15 protein-coding genes are annotated in these 17,686 nt (G+C 60.3%); 11 read left to right on the top strand and 4 right to left on the bottom strand.

Going from position 1 to position 17,686, the window contains the following annotated elements; translation table 11 throughout:
- From WC026_RS05645 to hrpB, 9 genes are all read left to right on the top strand, one after another.
- Positions 1-119: formate--tetrahydrofolate ligase (locus WC026_RS05645; RefSeq protein WP_372709856.1), on the top strand; the 119-nt coding region annotated here is incomplete at its 5' end.
- Between the two features lie 184 nt (positions 120-303).
- On the top strand, positions 304-1,698 hold the full coding sequence (locus WC026_RS05640) for a circularly permuted type 2 ATP-grasp protein (RefSeq protein WP_372709855.1): 1,395 nt from the start codon (positions 304-306) through the stop codon (positions 1,696-1,698).
- Positions 1,699-1,705: 7 nt separating this feature from the next.
- Complete coding sequence (locus WC026_RS05635) at positions 1,706-2,653, top strand: alpha-E domain-containing protein (RefSeq protein ID WP_372709850.1); 948 nt, start codon at positions 1,706-1,708, stop codon at positions 2,651-2,653.
- Positions 2,654-2,663: 10 nt separating this feature from the next.
- The gene (locus WC026_RS05630) at positions 2,664-3,476 is read left to right on the top strand and encodes a transglutaminase domain-containing protein (RefSeq protein WP_372709849.1); all 813 of its coding nucleotides are present in this window, start codon (positions 2,664-2,666) and stop codon (positions 3,474-3,476) included.
- A 20-nt stretch (positions 3,477-3,496) separates the two neighbouring features.
- Positions 3,497-4,228 (top strand): peptidase, encoded by a 732-nt coding sequence (locus tag WC026_RS05625; protein WP_372709848.1) that lies wholly within the window; start codon positions 3,497-3,499, stop codon positions 4,226-4,228.
- Between the two features lie 254 nt (positions 4,229-4,482).
- A complete protein-coding gene (locus WC026_RS05620; RefSeq protein WP_372709847.1) occupies positions 4,483-5,526 on the top strand; it encodes a class 1 fructose-bisphosphatase in 1,044 nt (347 codons plus the stop codon).
- Positions 5,527-5,569: 43 nt separating this feature from the next.
- The gene (locus WC026_RS05615; RefSeq protein ID WP_372709846.1) at positions 5,570-6,445 is read left to right on the top strand and encodes a phosphoribulokinase; all 876 of its coding nucleotides are present in this window, start codon (positions 5,570-5,572) and stop codon (positions 6,443-6,445) included.
- A gap of 43 nt (positions 6,446-6,488) precedes the next feature.
- Positions 6,489-7,160, top strand: coding sequence for a ribulose-phosphate 3-epimerase (rpe, locus tag WC026_RS05610; RefSeq protein WP_372709845.1), 672 nt, complete (start codon positions 6,489-6,491; stop codon positions 7,158-7,160).
- A gap of 14 nt (positions 7,161-7,174) precedes the next feature.
- The gene (hrpB, locus tag WC026_RS05605; RefSeq protein WP_372709844.1) at positions 7,175-9,640 is read left to right on the top strand and encodes an ATP-dependent helicase HrpB; all 2,466 of its coding nucleotides are present in this window, start codon (positions 7,175-7,177) and stop codon (positions 9,638-9,640) included.
- Between the two features lie 5 nt (positions 9,641-9,645).
- Here hrpB and WC026_RS05600 read toward each other — a convergent pair whose 3' ends face one another.
- Positions 9,646-10,650, bottom strand: coding sequence for an NAD-dependent epimerase (locus WC026_RS05600; protein ID WP_372709843.1), 1,005 nt, complete (start codon positions 10,648-10,650; stop codon positions 9,646-9,648).
- Between the two features lie 174 nt (positions 10,651-10,824).
- On the opposite strand from WC026_RS05600, the gene WC026_RS05595 reads away from it, so the two are divergent.
- Together WC026_RS05595 and WC026_RS05590 are read left to right on the top strand one after the other, a co-directional pair.
- On the top strand, positions 10,825-12,267 hold the full coding sequence (locus WC026_RS05595) for a DUF2793 domain-containing protein (RefSeq protein ID WP_372709842.1): 1,443 nt from the start codon (positions 10,825-10,827) through the stop codon (positions 12,265-12,267).
- Between the two features lie 203 nt (positions 12,268-12,470).
- The gene (locus WC026_RS05590; RefSeq protein ID WP_372709841.1) at positions 12,471-13,148 is read left to right on the top strand and encodes a response regulator; all 678 of its coding nucleotides are present in this window, start codon (positions 12,471-12,473) and stop codon (positions 13,146-13,148) included.
- 3 nt (positions 13,149-13,151) lie between these two features.
- Here the strand turns inward: WC026_RS05590 and WC026_RS05585 are convergent, their stop codons facing one another.
- The 3 genes from WC026_RS05585 to WC026_RS05575 all read right to left on the bottom strand — a co-directional run bounded on the left by WC026_RS05585 (position 13,152) and on the right by WC026_RS05575 (position 17,539).
- Positions 13,152-14,516 carry a hybrid sensor histidine kinase/response regulator gene (locus WC026_RS05585; protein WP_372709840.1) on the bottom strand — a complete coding sequence of 455 codons (1,365 nt, stop codon included), beginning with the start codon at positions 14,514-14,516 and terminating at the stop codon, positions 13,152-13,154.
- Positions 14,513-15,685 carry an FIST N-terminal domain-containing protein gene (locus tag WC026_RS05580; protein ID WP_372709839.1) on the bottom strand — a complete coding sequence of 391 codons (1,173 nt, stop codon included), beginning with the start codon at positions 15,683-15,685 and terminating at the stop codon, positions 14,513-14,515. The genes WC026_RS05585 and WC026_RS05580 overlap by 4 nt, the downstream gene beginning before the upstream one ends.
- 117 nt (positions 15,686-15,802) lie before the next feature.
- On the bottom strand, positions 15,803-17,539 hold the full coding sequence (locus WC026_RS05575; RefSeq protein WP_372709838.1) for a sulfatase-like hydrolase/transferase: 1,737 nt from the start codon (positions 17,537-17,539) through the stop codon (positions 15,803-15,805).
- Positions 17,540-17,686: the final 147 nt, after the last annotated feature.

Below are 17,686 nucleotides of genomic sequence, written 5' to 3'. Positions count from 1 at the left end.
GCGCCGAGTTCATCGTCGTCGTGACCGGCGAGATCATGACCATGCCGGGCCTCCCGAAGGTCCCCTCCGCCGACAGCATCCGCCTCGACGACCAGGGCCTGATCCAGGGGCTGTTCTAAGTCCTGTATCGGCGGCGCCAATGCCGCTGAAGTAGGCACACTGCGTAGTTGCGCGCCAATCTGATGCCGCGAAGACTGTATTTCCGCAGTCTTCGCGGCATTTTTCAGTTTGGCCCGTCCTTTGCGATACGCCCGAAAGGAGATCGCGGAGGGAGGACGGGCCGTGCGCGCAGCGTTCGACGAAATGAACGGCTTTGGCGGCGAGGTCCGCGCGCCCTATCGCAACTTCGTCGAATGGCTCGGCGTCCAGCATATGAACACGCTGCGCCAGAAATCGGCGGAAGCCGAGGTTCTGTTCCGCCGTTCCGGCATTACCTTCGCAGTCTACGGCGATGAAGCCGCCGCCGAACGGCTCATTCCATTCGATATTTTCCCGCGCATCATCTCAGGCGAAGAATGGCGCAAGCTCGAATTGGGCATCGAGCAGCGCGTCAGGGCGCTGAACGCGTTCCTCTACGATATCTATCATCGCCAGGACATTCTGCAGGCCGGCATCGTTCCGGAAGAGCTGGTGATTCAAAATGCAGCCTTCCAGCCGGAAATGATCGGCGTCGATCCGCCGCGAAGCATCTATAGCCATATCATCGGCATCGATCTCGTCCGCACGAACGAAGATGAATTTCTCGTGCTGGAAGACAACACGCGTACGCCATCGGGCGTCTCCTACATGATCGAGAACCGGGAAACGATGATGCACCTTTTCCCCGATCTCTTCAGCCGCAACCGTGTACGCCCCGTCGAAAACTATCCCGATGCACTGATGAAGACGCTCGAAAGTGTCGCCCCGCGCAATCTCGATGCGGAGCCCAACGTCGCGCTACTGACGCCCGGTATTTTCAATAGCGCCTATTTCGAACATTCCTTCTTGGCCGATCAGATGGGCATCGAACTCGTCGAAAGCGCCGATCTCATCGTGATCGACGGATTGCTCCGCATGAAGACGACGGAGGGCTTGAAACGCGTCGACGTTCTTTACCGCCGCATCGACGATATGTTTCTCGATCCGCTGGTTTTCGATCCGACATCGCTTCTGGGCGTTCCGGGTCTTTTCGATGTCTATCGCTCAGGCCGTCTGACGATCGTCAACGCGCCGGGAGCGGGCATCGCGGACGACAAGGCGATCTACAGCTATATACCGGCGATCATCGAATTTTATACTGGCAAGGCCCCGATCCTCGGCAACGTCGAGACCTACAATTGCCGCGATCCGGAAAACCTCAAATACGTTTTGTCTCGCTTACCCGAACTCGTGGTGAAGGAAGTCCACGGCTCGGGCGGTTACGGCATGCTCGTCGGGCCGCGTTCGACGACGGAAGAAATCGACGCCTTCCGCGCGAAAATTCTGGCCGATCCCTGCAACTACATTGCCCAGCCGACGCTTGCATTATCGACAGGTCCGACGCTCGCGGGCTCCGCCGTTTCGCCGCGTCACCTGGATTTGCGGCCATTCGTGCTCGTCGGCGATCAGGTGCGTTTGATCCCGGGCGGCTTGACGCGCGTGGCTTTGAAGAAAGGCTCCCTCGTCGTCAATTCCAGCCAGGGAGGCGGCACGAAAGATACGTGGGTGCTACAGGAATAAAGGGCGCATGCTCGGACGAACCGCAAACGATCTCTATTGGCTGTCCCGCTACATCGAACGCGCCGAAAACATCGCGCGCTTGCTGGAGGTCGGCTATCGCATCGTGCTCTTGCCGCGCGAAGGCGAAGGCTTCCACGAGGAATGGCGCTCGACGCTCGAGAGCGCGGGCTGCATGCAAGGGTATATGCAGCGCCACGGCGACCTCGTTTCGCGCAAGGTCATCGACTACATGCTGTTCGATACGTCGAACCCTTCAAGCATCGCGGCGTGCCTCGCAGGCGCCCGCCGCAACGGCCGTGCGCAGAGAACCTCGTTGACGCGCGAGATGTGGCAGAGCCTGAATAGTTCGTGCCTCGAATTTCAGGCCATAAAACCGGCGACGATCACGTCGAATTCGTTGCCGGAGCTGCTAGACTGGGTCCGTGCCCGGTCTGCTCTCTATCGCGGCGCGATGCTGAATACGATCCTGCGCAACGACACGTTCTACTTCAGCCAAATCGGGACCTTCCTCGAGCGCGCCGACAGCTCGGCCCGCATTCTCGACGTCAAATATTATCATCTCCTGCCGTCGAGCGAGATGGTCGGAAGCGGCAAGGACAACTTTCAATGGTCCGTTCTGTTGCGCTCGGTATCGGCGCATCGCAGCTATCGCTGGGTGTTCAAGGATCAATACCGGCCGCTGAAGATCGCCGATTTCATGATCCTCAATCGGCAGATGCCGCGCTCTCTGCGCGCCTGCTACGATGAACTGACCGTAGCGCTCCGCGATCTCGCCGCACTTTACGGCGCGCGCCACGATTGCCACGCGACGGTCGAGGCGACTCGCGATCTTCTGCTTGAAGCCGATATCGAAGCCGTTTTTCAATCCGGACTGCACGAGTTCGTCCAGGACTTCATCGGGCGTAACAACAGGCTCGGCAACGAAATCTCCGCCGCCTACCATTTCATCGATTGAGGCCCAAACGATGCGCATCTCGATTGGCCATGTTTCGCGATATACCTACAGTGAGGTGACGAACTACGCGATCATGGCGCTGCGCCTGACGCCGCCGTCGTTCCAAGGGCAGCGCGTTGTCGACTGGCGTATCATCGCGCCGGGCATCGATGCCGCACGGCCGTTTCGTGACGGCTTCGGAAACATGGTGCACCTCGCGAGCTGCGCGGGCGCGCAAACGGAATCGCTGGTCATCGCGAAGGGCATCGTCGAGACCGAGGATTGCGCCGGCGTCGTTCGCGGCCTCGCCGAGCTCGCACCATTAAGCGTCTATCGCCGGCAGACGGCTAAGACGTTGGCGAACGACGATATTCGCAGCCTAGCACGCATGACGAATCCCGCCGCCGGACTTCGCGGCATGCACGACCTGATGGCCGCTGTCCGCGAAGCCATTGAGTACAGGACAGGGGCAACGAACAGCCACACGACGGCGGCCGACGCCTTACGCGATGGAGCCGGAGTCTGTCAGGACCACGCCCACGTCTTCATATCCGCTGTCCGCTCATTGGGCATCTCGGCGCGCTACGTCAGCGGGTATCTTTTCAGCGGTGGCGATGAGCCTGCGGAGGCCAATCATGCCTGGGCCGAGGTTTGGATCGAGGATCTCGGCTGGGTTGGCTTCGACCCGGCCAACGGCGTCTGCCCGACCGATCTCTATGTCCGTCTTGCCGCCGGCCTGGATGCGTCGTTTGCGGCCCCTATTCGCGGCATGCGTCACGGCATCGCCGAGGAAAAGCTTGACGTGATCGTCGAAGTTCAGCAGCAGATCAGTCAACAGCAGTAGCTGCCCGACGGAGACGACGAATGACGTATGCCGTGGCGCTCCGACTTGAGCGCGGTTTGGTCTTTGCAGCCGACACGCGCACGAACGCGGGCCTGGACAACATCGCGCAATATCGCAAGTTGCAGATCTGGCGAAAGCCCGGCAACCGCGTCTTCTTTCTGATGAGCGCCGGCAACCTCGCGGTTACGCAAACCGTCGTTAATCTTCTGAATGAACGCCTGGGCGACGATGAGTCGGACGTGCCCAATCTCTACAACGTGGCGAATATGTACCGTGCGGCGCGCATTGTCGGCGACGCGATACGCGAGACCCGCCGCATCGACGGCGCCGCGCTCGAGGCGTCGAGGGTCGGCTTCAATACGCATTTTATATTCGGCGGCCAGATCGAAGGCGAGAAGCCGCGCCTGTTTCAGATCTATCCGGAGGGAAACTTCATTGAGGCCGCCGACGACACGCCCTTCTTTCAGATCGGCGAGCACAAGTACGGCAAGCCGATCCTGGACCGCGTCGCCCGCGCCGACATGCGCCTCGGAGAAGCCGTGAAGGTCGTTTTGCTCTCCTTTGACTCGACGCTCCGCTCCAATCTGTCCGTCGGTATGCCGATCGATCTTGTCGTCTACGAACGGGACGCCCTCGATATCACGCGTGAGATCCGTATCGGCCCGGACGATGCCTATTTCCGCAAACTGTCGAATGCCTGGTCGGAAGCGCTGAGACAGGCAGTGACGACCATCGACGAGTTCAAGGTTTAGAGCCCACTTATAGCGCAAGCTCTCCCGGCCAGCCGTCGCAAGCCAATGATTAACGCGCATTCCCAACGGTCTTGAAAACCGTGGCTGTTACGACGTCGCGCGGTCAATTCGCCCCCTGTTTTGCAGCCCAGCAAAATTCTAGACCCGCTTGCCTATGCACATTGAATGCGCGCTTGTCCGCTCGCTTCTCCGATCCAAGTAGGATTAGATAGGCGAACGCTGCGGCGGCCAAGAGTTGTGCCGGAAGGAGTGCGATGGGTCTCGCGACACTGAAGGACTATCTGTCGGATTGGACGCTGGACGGTCGCACGCGCAGTCACGTCGCGGATACTGTTCTGGCCTTGGCCGAGACGAGCATACGGATCTCCGATCTTGTGGCGCGCGGTGCACTCGGCGGTAAGTTAGGTCAAGTCGTCTCGCGGGCCGGCGAGTTTGACGAACAGAAAGAAATCGATCTTCTCACAAATGGAATGATCGCCGAGGCGCTCAAGGCGGCACCGGTTGCGGCGCTGGCCTCGGAAGAATCCGAACAGCCGATCACATTGAATTCCGACGCTCCGCTCCTGGTTGCAACCGACCCGCTCGATGGATCTTCGAACGTCGATGCCAACGTCTCGTTCGGCACTATTTTTTCGATCCTCCCGCGTCACCCCGCATCTGTCGGAGAAGTGGCATTCCTGCGGCCCGGTTCGCATCAGCTTGCGGCAGGCTTCGCGGTCTACGGGCCGCATACGGCGCTCGTGCTGACGGTCGGCCTCGGCACCCAGATCTTTACGCTCGACCGTAGCACGAACACGTTCCACCTGACGTCGCGCAACGTTACGATGCCCGCGGAAACAACGGAATACGCGATCAATTCATCGAACGCGCGTCACTGGGATGATCCGATCCGCATCTATATCCACGATTGCGAGAACGGCGCGAACGGCCCATGCGGTCACGATTTCAACATGCGCTGGACCGGCTCGCCCGTCGCCGACATCTTCCGTATCCTGACCCGCGGCGGCATCTATCTTTATCCCAGTGATCGGCGCAAAGGTTTCCATCAAGGCCGCATTCGCTTGATCTACGAAGCCAATCCCTTCAGCTGGCTGATCGAACAGGCGGGCGGCAAAGCCACGACAGGCCGCGAGCGCGTGCTCGACGTTGTCCCGATTTCGCTGCATCAAAAAACGCCGCTGATTTGCGGATCACGCTATGAGGTCGATCGGGTGGTGCGAATTTACAGCGGCCAGGAATTCAAAGGCGATCGCTCGCCCCTTTTCGGACGTCGTGGTTTGTTCCGGGCGCTACCATGACTGCGCCATCCATTTCCCTGCAATGACGGTTTGAATTCCGCCGATGTCAATCAAGCATCCCATCATCTCCGTTACCGGCTCGTCGGGCGCTGGCACATCGTCGGTGCGCCATACGTTCGAGTACATTTTCTGCCGCGAGCAGGTGAAAGCCGCGTTCATCCAGGGCGACGCCTTCCATCGCTACAATCGCGAGGATATGGACATTGCCATGAAGGCGGCTGCCGAACGCGGCAACCACCACTTCAGCCACTTCGGCGCCGAAGCCAATCTGCTGTCAGAGCTTGAGCAGCTATTCCGCACCTACGGCGAAACCGGAACCGGCAAAACGCGCGTCTATTGTCACAACGCCGAAGATCAGCGCAACACCGGCGCGGCCATAGGCACGTTTTCGCCCTGGACCCATCTCGAGCCGGACAGCGATCTTCTCCTGTACGAAGGTCTCCACGGAGCGATTGTAACCGACGAGGTCGACGTGGCGCGCTATGCCGATCTGAAAATCGGTGTCGTGCCGGTCATCAATCTCGAATGGATTCAAAAGATCCAGCGCGATCGTTCCGAGCGCGGTTACACGACCGAGGGCGTCACGCAAGCTATCCTGCGGCGTATGCCGGACTATGTGGAATACATCTGCTCGCAGTTCGCCCACACCGACATCAACTTTCAGCGCATCCCGACGGTCGACACCTCCAATCCGTTCATTGCGCGCTGGATTCCGACGCCCGACGAATCGATGGTGATCATCCGGTTCAAGGAGCCGCGCGGCATCGATTTCGCCTATCTCTTGTCGATGCTGCACGATAGCTTTATGTCCCGCGCCAACTCGATCGTCATTCCGGGCAGCAAGCTTGATCTGGCGATGCAGCTCATTCTGACGCCGCTAATCCTGCAGCTCGTCGAGCGCCGCCGCCGCGCGCTCTGATGCGAGCAGAACGAAGACCAGAACGAAGATTGGAAGGTTATCCGTGACTCGCCCTGTTTTGATCGCACCGTCCATTCTGTCGGCCGATTTCGGCAAGCTCGCCGACGAAATCCGCGCGGTCGACGCGGCCGGAGCGGACTGGATTCACTGCGACGTGATGGACGGCCACTTCGTTCCGAACATCACGTTCGGCGCGCCGATCATCAAGGCCGTGCGCGGCGCCTCGAAGAAAATCTTCGACGTGCACCTGATGATCGCACCGGCCGATCCCTATCTCGCGGACTTCGCCGCCGCCGGTGCCGACATCATCACCGTTCACGCCGAAGCGGGGCCGCACCTCGATCGATCGTTGCAGGCGATCCGCGCGCTCGGGAAAAAAGCGGGCGTGTCGCTCAACCCGTCGACGCCGGAAAACGTCATTGAATATTGTCTGGACCGAATTGATCTCATCCTGCTGATGTCGGTCAATCCGGGCTTTGGCGGGCAGTCCTTCATTCCGTCGGCGATTGAGAAGATCCGGCGCGTGAAAGCGCTCATCGGCTCGCGGCCGATCGACATCGAGGTCGACGGCGGTGTGACGCCGGAAACCGCGCCGGAGGTCGTCAAGGCCGGCGCTAACGTGCTCGTTGCGGGCTCCGCCGTATTCAAGGGCGGATCACAGAAAAGCTATGCCGCCAACATCGCCGCGATCCGCAACGCGACGAAATCCGTCTAACGCCCGTTCACATCATGGCCGGTCTGATAGTCTCCGCGCCGCTTCCGATCGATGCCGTTCTTGATGACGTGCGCAACGCGCTCCGCACGCACGGAGCTGGCGTCCTTGTCGCGGCTCCCGGCGCAGGCAAGACGACGCGCGTACCGCTGGCTCTGCTGGACGAGCCGTGGCGCAACGGGCGCAAGATCATCGTCCTCGAGCCTCGCCGGATTGCGGCGCGCGCTGCGGCGGAACGCTTGGCGGGCACGCTCGGCACGCGTGTCGGAGACGACGTTGGCCTCAGAGCCCGGCTCGCGTCAAAAACGAGCGCGAACGTCGCCATCGAAGTTGTGACGGAAGGCGTCTTCACCCGCATGATCCTCGACGACCCCGAGCTTTCGGGCGTCGCCGCCGTGCTGTTCGACGAATTCCACGAGCGTTCGCTGGACGCCGATCTCGGCTTGGCGCTGGCGCTCGATGCACGCGCCGCTTTGCGCCCGGACTTGAGAATCCTGGTGATGTCGGCGACGCTTGAAGCGTCGCGTGTCGCGGAGCTTCTGGGAGATGCGCCGGTCGTCGCCAGCGACGGCCGCGCATTCCCGATCGAGACGCGCTATCTCGGACGCCGCGCGCAACGCATCGAGGATGACGTGATCGATGCGGTTCGGCGCGCGCTCGAACGGGACTTAGGATCGATCCTGGTATTTTTGCCGGGTCAGGGCGAGATCACGCGCGTCGCCGAGCGCCTGCGCGCGCTCAATCTTCCTGAGACGATCGATATCACATCGCTTTATGGCGCCCTCGATCCCGCGACCCAGGATCGCGCCATATCGCCTGCAAAAACCGGACACCGCAAGATCGTCCTCGCGACGTCGATCGCCGAGACGTCGATCACGATTGAAGGCGTGCGCGTCGTCATCGACAGCGGCCTGGCGCGCGTGCCGCGCTTCGAGCCCGACGTCGGCGTGACGCGGCTTGAAACCGTGCGCGTGTCGCGCGCGTCCGCCGATCAGCGTCGCGGGCGTGCAGGCCGGACCGAACCTGGGATCAGTTACCGGCTGTGGGATGAACCCGAGACGCAGGGCCTGGTGCCGTTCGCCGAGCCGGAAATCCGCGTCGCCGATCTGTCGGGCCTGCTGCTCGATTGCGCCGAGTGGGGCACGAACGATCCGCGCTCGCTCCGCTGGCTCGACGCGCCGAGCGACGGCGCTCTGGCTGCGGCGCGATCAGGGCTCAACGCCATCGCCGCTCTCGACGCCGATGGCCATATCACGCAAGAAGGCCGGCGGCTTCGCGCGCTGCCATTGCCCCCGCGCTTAGCGCGCATGCTGCTAAAGGCCGGCGAGCGCGGCGCGGCTCAGGACGCCGCCGAGCTTGCGGCCGTTCTTGTCGAGCGCGGCATCGGCGGCAACGACCTCGACATCGCGACGCGTCTCGAAAATTTTCGTCGCGACCGATCGCGTCGCGCGCAAGATATGAAAGCGCTGTCTCGCCAGTGGGCGCGTGCCGCCGCGAACGGTGCGCAAGATTCAACGCTCTCGGCTGCGGAATTGCTGGCGCTCGCCTATCCGGAACGGATCGCGAAAAATCGCGGCAAGCGCGGCAGCTTTTTGCTGGCGAACGGCCGCGCCGGTTTGATCGACACAGCGCATCCGCTCGCCGCCGCGCCGTATCTCGTCGTCGCGGAATTGCAGGGACGCGCCGCTGCAACGCGGATCATGCTCGCGGCGGCGACGGACGAAGCGGAAGTTTTGGCCTTGGCCGGAGATCGAATTGAAAGCGACGACGAGCTGACGTTCGACCGCGAGCAGAGGTCGGTCAAAGCCCGCAGCGTCCGACGCCTCGGAGCCATAGAAATCAGAAGCAAGTCGCGGCCCGTTCGTCCCGACGAAGATGCCTCGCCCATTCTTGCCAGAGGCATCGCGGATATCGGCGTTGGAGCTCTGCCGTGGTCGAAGGCGCAGCTTCAACTCAGAAGCCGAATCGGATTTCTTCGAGCGAACGACGAAAGTTGGCCGGATTTGTCGGATGCGGCTCTGTCCGCAAGCGTCGGAGAGTGGCTGCTTCCCTATCTGTCCGGCAAGACACGCGTCTCGGAAATCGACGGCTCGACGCTCGAGCAAGCAATTGCCACCCTGCTTCCGTGGTCGATGCGGCAGCGCCTCGACGCCGAAGCACCGACGCATTTCGAAGCGCCGAGCGGCAACAGTCATGCGCTCGACTACGAAGGCGCAGGCGCACCGGCGCTGCACATCCGCGTGCAGGAATTATTCGGGCTGAAAGAGCATCCGGCGATCGCGCGCGGCCAATTGCCGTTGACGCTCTATCTGTTGTCTCCGGCGCATCGGCCGATCCAGATCACGCGCGATCTGCCGGGTTTCTGGATCGGATCGTGGGCCGCCGTCAAAGCTGATATGCGCGGACAATATCCGAGACACGTCTGGCCCGATGATCCCGCAAACGCCAGCCCGACCACGCGCGCGAAGCCCCGCGGCAAATAACGGCCTCACCCGTAATAGGACCGATACCAGGCGACGAAGCGCGCGATGCCCTCATCAAGCGGCGTCGCCGGTTTGAAGCCGACATCGCGCACGAGATCATCCACGTCGGCGAATGTTTTTGCTACGTCGCCCGGCTGCATTGGCAGGAAAATCTTCTTTGCCTCGCGGCCGAGGGCACGTTCAATCGCCGCGATGAAATCCATCAGCTCGACCGGATTGTTATTGCCGATATTGTAGACCCGATACGGCGCCATCGACGTCGCCGGATCGGGCTTTTCTCCGCTCCAATCCAGATTTGGCTCCGCGACGTTGTCCGCCGTGCGCAGTACGCCTTCGACGATATCGTCGATGTAGGTGAAGTCGCGCGCATGATGTCCGTTGTTGAAGACTTCGATCGGCTCGCCTGCAAGAATCTGGCGCGTGAATTTGAACAGCGCCATATCGGGACGACCCCACGGTCCGTAGACCGTGAAGAAGCGCAGCGCCGTCGCCGGGATCTGATAGAGGTAAGCGTAGGTGTGCGCGGTCAGCTCGTTTGCTTTCTTCGTCGCCGCGTAGAGGCTCAGCGGATGATCGACGTTGTCATGTACGCTGAACGGCATCGCGGTATTCGCACCATAGACGGAGCTTGATGACGCAAACACCAGATGCTTGACGTCATTGTGCCGGCAGCCTTCCAGAATGCTCTGCGTGCCGACGATATTGGACTCGATATAGGCGTTCGGATTTTCTTGGCCGTAGCGAACGCCCGCCTGCGCCGCGAGGTGAATGACTTTATCGGGCCGTTCCGCTTGAAACAGCGCGGCCATCGCCGGCGCATCGGCGATATTCAATCGATGAAACGAGAATCCGTTGCGCCCTTCGAGCTTGGCAAGGCGCGCCTCTTTGAGCTTCGGATCGTAGTAATCGTTGATATTGTCGACGCCGATAACGACATCGCCACGCTCGAGCAAACGCATCGCCGTGTGGAAACCGATGAAGCCCGCGACGCCCGTGACCAGAAATTTCATACGCGTAATTCTCCTGCCTGGAGCGGCTTAGATCGTCACGATCCGCCGGGCAATCGAGCCCGCATCGGATGTCGCATGCGGCGGACGCGTCGTCCCGGAAAAAAACTTATCCCCGCCCTTCCGCGCAGCCGTATTTTGAGACCCGCGGAGAGTTATTTGGGATTTGTGCTGCTTATGAACGATACGCCGAACCTTGCGCTTCCTTACATTCTGCCGGCTCAGGCCCAGAAGCATGTGACGCACAATGAGGCCATCCGCGCCATCGACTGCCTGGTGCACCTCTCCGTCGCCAGCCGGACGCTGAGCGTACCGCCCGCGACGCCCGACAATGGCAGCCGCTTCATCGTGGCGGCGGACGCCAGCGGCAGCTGGACGGACCACGACGGCAAGGTCGCGGCGTATCAGGACGGGGCATGGGCGTTTTATGGGCCGCAAGAGGGTTGGCGTGCGTGGTGTGCAGGCGAAGACGCTCTCCTCGTTTATCAGGACGGCGCATGGACGGAGCTTTCCAGCGGCGGACCGGGTGATTTACCGGACGCATTCGACAACCTCACGCACGTCGGGATTAACACCACGGCCGATGTGACGAACAAGCTCGCAATCAAGAGCCCGGCGAGTCTCTTCGACAATACCGGCAACGGTCATCAGCAGAAAATCAACAAGGCGGCGGCGGCCGACACGGCATCCGTGCTCTACCAGACGAACTATTCCGGCCGCGCCGAGATGGGTCTCGCGGGCGACGATGATTTTCACTTCAAGGTGAGCCCCGACGGCTCGACGTGGTACGAGGCCCTTAAAATCGACCGCAATACGGGCCGTGTTTCGTTCCCCATCTCAGGCGGCCCACGCGAAGTTCTGACGGCGAACCGGACCTATTATGTCCGCACTGATGGTAGCGACAGCAACAACGGACTGGCCAACACGTCAGGCGGCGCTTTTCTGACGATCCAGAAGGCGATTGATACGGCGTGTGCGCTTGACCTCTCAATTTATAACGTGACCATCAATGTTGCTGACGGCACATACGCCGGAGCCATAACCTTAAAGCCATATCTCGGAACCGGCCCGATTACGATTGTTGGTAACACATCAACGCCGGGGAACTGTCTCCTGATGGGGACCGGCTCGCGGATCAGTGCAGAGAGTACGTTCGCCACCTATCAAATGCGCGGATTTGAGACGCAGACGGTAACGTCGGGCAACTCCATCGCGCTGAGCGGAATTGGCATTCTTCAATTAAACAACTGGCGCTTCGGAGCTTGTGCGGGCTCTCACTTGCGTATCGACAACGGGGCGCGTCTCCACGGCAAGTCAGGATCGTTCACAATCTCTGGAAGCGCCTCATATTTTGCGATCGGCGGATACTCGGCAACCATCGACTTTAATAACGCGACGATAACTCTTGATGCGAGCGTTACATTCACGGCCACCGCCTACGCGCAGTACATGGCTCTCGTGAATTTCCAGCAGACCACATTCTCTCTCGGAGCCTACGGTGTTACGGGGCAGAGGTACAATGCCAGCGGCCTCAGCCTCATATCGTCAGGGGGCGGCGGCGCCAGCTTCATCCCCGGGTCGACCGCGGGCGCCACGGCCAGCGGAGGAACGTATCTTTAATGAGCGCTTATACGAAGGGCGTCTCACTTTACGCTATTCGTCGAATGGTTGCGGGCGTGCCGGAAACTGCGCTACGACCAAAGTCGAATTTGGAGGGCGTTCCATCCAAGGCATGAGTGGCGTGAGATGAATGGCCGAAGGTCGCGGTTGACGCGACAAAAAGCGGTCCAAAAAGGGAACGCGAAGGGCCTTGGAGGTGAAGTTTGGCCGTACCGGCACGTATCTTGATCGTCGATGATCATCCGCTTTTCGTAGAAGCCCTGCAGCGAGCCATCGTCAGCGCGTTTCCCGATACCGAAACACGTGATGCCGTCTCGATCGAGGCGGCGAAAAAAGTTCTCGACAGCAGGACGCCGTTCGATGTCGTTTTGCTTGATCTGGCGCTCCCTGGAACGCGCGGCTTCGAAGGCTTGCTCGAACTCAGAAAGCTGCACCCGAGCTTGCCGATCGTGGTTGTCTCGGCACTCGAAGACCCGCGCATCGTTCAGGATGTCATGCGCTACGGCGCAGCTGGATTTATTTCGAAATCCGCGGATCGATCCGAAATTGCCTCGGCTCTGAAAGATGTCATGGAAGGCTCGTTGACGCTTCCGAAAGGCTACAAGCCTCCCGAGGCGCCGGCCAACTCCGAGGCGCGCGGCGATCTCGTCCATCGCCTCAAGATGCTAACGCCGAAGCAGTTGAGCGTTCTCCGCATGCTCCGCCAGGGATTGCTGAACAAGCAGATCGCGCACGAGCTTCAGATCGAGGAAACAACGGTTAAGGCTCACGTCTCCGAGATTCTGCGCAAGCTCAACGTATCGTCGCGGACGCAGGCCGTCATCGAGGCGCAAAAGATCGATTTCGAATCCGTTATCGGCGAGACGGACGATAAAATCTGACGCTCACGCCAGAAGATGCTGCATCAGCGCGCGAAGCTCGGCCGGTCGCACCGGCTTGTGCAGAAGCGCGCAATCGAATTGCCGTGCAGCATCAGCGGTCGCCTGAGTGCGGTCGGCAGTGATCAGGATCGCTGGAATCTTGTTTCCAAAGGACTGCCGGATACGCACGACCGCCTCGATGCCGAGCACGCTGCCGTCAAGATGATAGTCGGCAAGAATGACGGCGGGTGAAAACGCCGGGTCGGCAAGAATCTCGTTCACGTCGTCGAGATCGCGCGCCAAGCGAACGTCGGCGCCCCATCGCGACAGCAGTGTCTGCATGGCTCCGAGCACGCCGAGATCGTTGTCGATCACGATCAGCGGCCGGGCAACGAGATAATTGTTGTTCGACGGCAAAGATTGAGCTTTCGGCTCCGCTTTCGAGAGCGGCGCCGCATAGGGCGCCGTGATCGAAAACCGCGAACCGACGCCGACGCGCGATTGAAGCTTCAATTCATGCCCCAGCGAGTCCGACATGCGCCGCACGATCGCGAGCCCAAGCCCGAAGCCGGCGCCGCCCGATCTCTCGGAAGCTTCGCCGCGATGGAACTCTTCGAAGATGCGCTCGCGTTCTTGCGGAGCGACGCCGGGGCCGGTATCCCAGACTTCAATCTCGACCTCAGATCCGCGCCGTCGCGCCGCCAGCAGCACACCGCCCACTTCAGTATAGTGAGCGGCGTTGGCAAGCAGATTTTGGACGATTCGCCGGAGCATCAGCGGATCGGAACGAACGCCGAGGTTGGTCGGCCGCCAGCGGAAATCAAGACGCTTGCGGCGGGTAACGGGCTCGATATTGCAAGCAAGCTGCTCGAAAATCGCACCGAGCGCCACCGTCTGGATGTTCGGCACGAAAACGCCGGCTTCGAGCTTGGAAATATCGAGGATGCTCGTCAGGAGTTCCTCGATCGTGACGAGCGCGCTGGAAATATTATTGGTGAGCTGCTTGTGGTCGGGCTCCGACTGCGTATCCATCAGTTCCGATAACGTCAGGCGCGCGGCGTGCAACGGCTGCAGGAGATCATGTCCGACGGCGGTGAAAAATCGCGTCTTGACGACGTTTGAACGCTCTGCCGCATCGCGCGCTGCGCTGAGTTCGACGTTCGCTTGCGCAAGCTTCGTCAAAGCGTTGTTCAGCTCTTCCGTTCTGATCCTGATCTGCGTTTCCTGATTAATCGCAGTCTGGAAGAGCGAAAACGCGTTGGCTTGTTGGTCCATCGAGCGCTCGACGCGCTTCATCAGGGCGTCGTTGATTTTGCGCAGCTTGTCGAACGCCCGGCCGAACTCCAAAGGCGTTTGCGGTAAGTGATCAGTCGGTGTGCCATCCGTCATGGGTCACGCGGCTTATCGATGGACGTGGCGAAGGCGATCCCGGTGAGTGTCTGGTTGAGATGCATGGCGTTGAATTGCTCACCGTACGTATGAAACCCGGCCACGCCGAAACGCTGATAGATCTCTTCTACTTTGTGACGCACTTGCCGACTTTCCGCGTCGAGGCGGCGCAAAATGCAATCGAAGCCCAGGATGAAATCAGTGCCGCCGAGTGCGGCATCGACACCTTCGAGTGCTTCTAACGTTGTCCGCAGCATATCACGGGGGCGTGCGACCGTGAAAACCAGACCTTCGTCGATGGCACAAAAGAACGACAACGATCCATCCAGATTCACGGTGCGGATACAGCGGCAATAATAGTTGCCGCCGATTTTTACGACCAACGGATAAGACGCAAATGTGTAGGGTCCGAGTTCGTCCGGCCGCAGACCGATCGCCGCCGCATATTCCGCCGCCGCCGGCTCCGCGTTGAGCTCGTAGACGATCCGGTTCGCCGTGTCGGCCGCCGTGACGACGAGCTTGACGGGTGTTGGTTCAAAATTCTGCGTTTTGAAGATGCGCACGGGAGCTTCCGTCTCGATGACGAAAAGAATGGCTCCCCGGCGAACGACGTTGCCGCGATAGATCAGCACCGTATCTTGGAAAACGAGTCCGTCCCCGGCCGAGCCGCCGACAAGCTCGATGCCGTCGAGTGAAAGATCGAGTGCGGCGATCAACGCTTCTTCGGCATTCGACAATCCGTCGACCAGCACCAGCGCGAAGATATGTTCTTTTGCGGACTGGCTCGCCGAGCCGATCATTTGGATGCGAAGGCGCCGCGCGATTTCGGAGGCGCGCTCGACGCCGCCCTTGTCGATATCGGCGATGACCGCGCTCATCAGGCGGAAGCCGGCTTCCGGAAACGCGATGAAAACAATCCCGCCCTTCATCATGCCGAGGGGGCCGATTTCGCCTGACGTGCTGCACCCGGAAACGGGCGTATCGGGGAAACTGCGCTTCAAGGCGTCGAGCAGGATTTCAGGGTCGTGCTCGTTCGAAAAAAAAACGATGACGTGCTGTAGGATTTCGCCGGCAAGTTCAGAGCGTGCAGCGGCGACCGCCTCACGCGTCGGGAGAGAACTTGCGACGGCCCGGATGCCGCAAGCGGCGCGAGTGGATTTAGTCGACATTCAACGCTCGGCTTTTGCTGTGCCGCCTGTTCGAAAACAGACTGGATAGGACTATAGACGCAAACGTGCCACAGCGCCGAAATACCAGCAATGGCGGCAATCATGGTCAACGGCGCGTCACTGGCTGTCGATCAAGCCAGAATCCATCAGCCTGCGGTGGAACGACAGGATGCTTTTCGATTTCGCGCAGGTGTAGTAGCGGCCATCACAAAGGCTCATGAGATCGAGCCGCGCCTGATAGGACGGCGGCAACGGTAGCCGGGCCGAATTGAGCAGGATGGTGCCGAGGTAGGGCACTTCCACGACATCCTCGTCGGGCAGAGGCGGCGGTTCGTAGTTGACGCCGTCGACTGAATAGTAGGTCAAGAGGCCTGCGCTCTCGGGCGTCAAATGAATATCTTCCGCCGCCGAGCCTTTGTCGAAACCGAGCAGCGTGCGCGTCGCAATCGGCTGATGGTCGCCGTATTGAACGATCAGGAATCGCTCTTTCGGAAAGCGCTTCGCCAGCAGCGAGCGGAATTCATCGTAGTCCATATGCGCCATCGCAAGGCGGCGCAGATATTCGCTCATTTCCGGATCGGTTCCGGCAGCGCCACCGGGCACATCCACGTCGGGAGCATACTTATAGGTATAGGGTAGGTGCGTGGCCGACGTGACGACGAACGTGAATAGCGGGCTTTTCGACTTGGCAAGATTGCCTTCGATATTATCGAGAACGCGCTGATAGTAGAAGCGATCGCGCTCGTTGAAGCGCTTCGCGCCTTGGGCGCGGTAGTCGAAGATGTCCGGAATGCCGATTGTCGAATAGAACCTGCCGCTGGCAACGAAATCCTTGGGCACCGGATAGAAAAGGCTGTTCCTGTAACCGCAGCGCGCCAGAACTTGCGGCACCGCGTCGTGAATTTTTCCTTCCATCAGCGATTGCACAAACGTCCGCATACCGCCGAACGAATAGGTCGAGACCCCGGCCAGAACGGAGAACTCCGTCAGCCACGACGCGCCGCCATACGTCTCGACGCGCAATTTGTGCAAGCGGCCGTCGAAGGATTTGAAAAAGGGATCGAGGCCCGTGTCGTACTCGACTTGCGGAAAATACGACGGCGGCACCACGCTCTCTTGATGGATCAGGATGACGTGGGGTGGTTTTTCGGACGGCTCGCACGTCGCCGGAACAGCGAACGGCGGCAGCGGCTGCGCCTTCAGCGCGTCCAGGAGTTGCCCGCGCCACAGCGTTGCGATGGTCTCCGGCCACGACGAATAAAAGGACGCAAGATATTGATTATCCCAGAAAAATGAGGTGTTCCGTCGCTCGCCTTTGGCGTAGCTCGCCGTAGCGGCGATGGCGACACAAAAAATAAACAGGACGCCGCTGATCGCGCGCGGCACGCGCGTTCCGTCGATTTGCCACAGGAAAAGTCCGGACCCCGCAGCCAGCATCGCCATGCCCGCAAGTGCCAGCAGCATGAGCTTATGGTCGGCCCACAGAAAAACGAGCGTCGACCACGACGTCAGATAGAAAACGACGTCATAAGCGTGCAGCACCATCTCGATGTAGTGGCGCTTGACGTCCGCCGCCATGACGATCGTTGCCACGAGGAGGGCGACGAGCACGATGGAAAAAAGCACGCGCCGCGACAGCAGCAGCGCGAGGCTGAAAAGCGAAGCGGTCACGGCCCCCGCGAACACGATCGTCTGTAGCCAGCCTTCATAACGGCAGTGATAGGAAATGAGACCTACGGCGATGATCGTCGTCAGGGTCCAGCAGACCCGCGAAGATAACGTTCGATCGCGAAGCCAAGCGCGCGAGCGCCTCCCGGATGAGACGTCGTAGCTCGCAAGTTGCTCGGTTGCCATGTCGTTGCAACGCAATAAAAAAATCTATGCGGCGACGCGCATGCGCACCGGTCGATGTAAAGGGCATGCCTTTTGTGACGGGTCAATGACCTCGCTGTTCGTTTGGAAAAAATAGCCTGCCGATCAGAGGGTCGGAAGCGCGCGCAA

The sequence above is a fragment of the Hyphomicrobium sp. genome (genome assembly GCF_041674905.1).
Lineage (GTDB): Bacteria > Pseudomonadota > Alphaproteobacteria > Rhizobiales > Hyphomicrobiaceae > Hyphomicrobium_B.
This window is presented reverse-complemented; position numbering and strand designations above follow the sequence as displayed.

Excerpts from the sequence above, each read along its gene's own strand:
- WC026_RS05615 (WP_372709846.1), top strand. The coding sequence starts at position 5,570 with ATGTCAATCAAGCATCCCATCATCTCCGTTACCGGCTCGTCGGGCGCT.
- WC026_RS05640 (WP_372709855.1), top strand. The coding sequence starts at position 304 with ATGAACGGCTTTGGCGGCGAGGTCCGCGCGCCCTATCGCAACTTCGTC.
- WC026_RS05580 (WP_372709839.1), bottom strand. The coding sequence starts at position 15,685 with ATGTCGACTAAATCCACTCGCGCCGCTTGCGGCATCCGGGCCGTCGCA.
- WC026_RS05585 (WP_372709840.1), bottom strand. The coding sequence starts at position 14,516 with ATGACGGATGGCACACCGACTGATCACTTACCGCAAACGCCTTTGGAG.
- WC026_RS05635 (WP_372709850.1), top strand. The coding sequence starts at position 1,706 with ATGCTCGGACGAACCGCAAACGATCTCTATTGGCTGTCCCGCTACATC.
- WC026_RS05630 (WP_372709849.1), top strand. The coding sequence starts at position 2,664 with ATGCGCATCTCGATTGGCCATGTTTCGCGATATACCTACAGTGAGGTG.
- WC026_RS05575 (WP_372709838.1), bottom strand. The coding sequence starts at position 17,539 with ATGGCAACCGAGCAACTTGCGAGCTACGACGTCTCATCCGGGAGGCGC.
- hrpB (WP_372709844.1), top strand. The coding sequence starts at position 7,175 with ATGGCCGGTCTGATAGTCTCCGCGCCGCTTCCGATCGATGCCGTTCTT.
- WC026_RS05620 (WP_372709847.1), top strand. The coding sequence starts at position 4,483 with ATGGGTCTCGCGACACTGAAGGACTATCTGTCGGATTGGACGCTGGAC.
- WC026_RS05625 (WP_372709848.1), top strand. The coding sequence starts at position 3,497 with ATGACGTATGCCGTGGCGCTCCGACTTGAGCGCGGTTTGGTCTTTGCA.
- WC026_RS05595 (WP_372709842.1), top strand. The coding sequence starts at position 10,825 with ATGAACGATACGCCGAACCTTGCGCTTCCTTACATTCTGCCGGCTCAG.
- WC026_RS05600 (WP_372709843.1), bottom strand. The coding sequence starts at position 10,650 with ATGAAATTTCTGGTCACGGGCGTCGCGGGCTTCATCGGTTTCCACACG.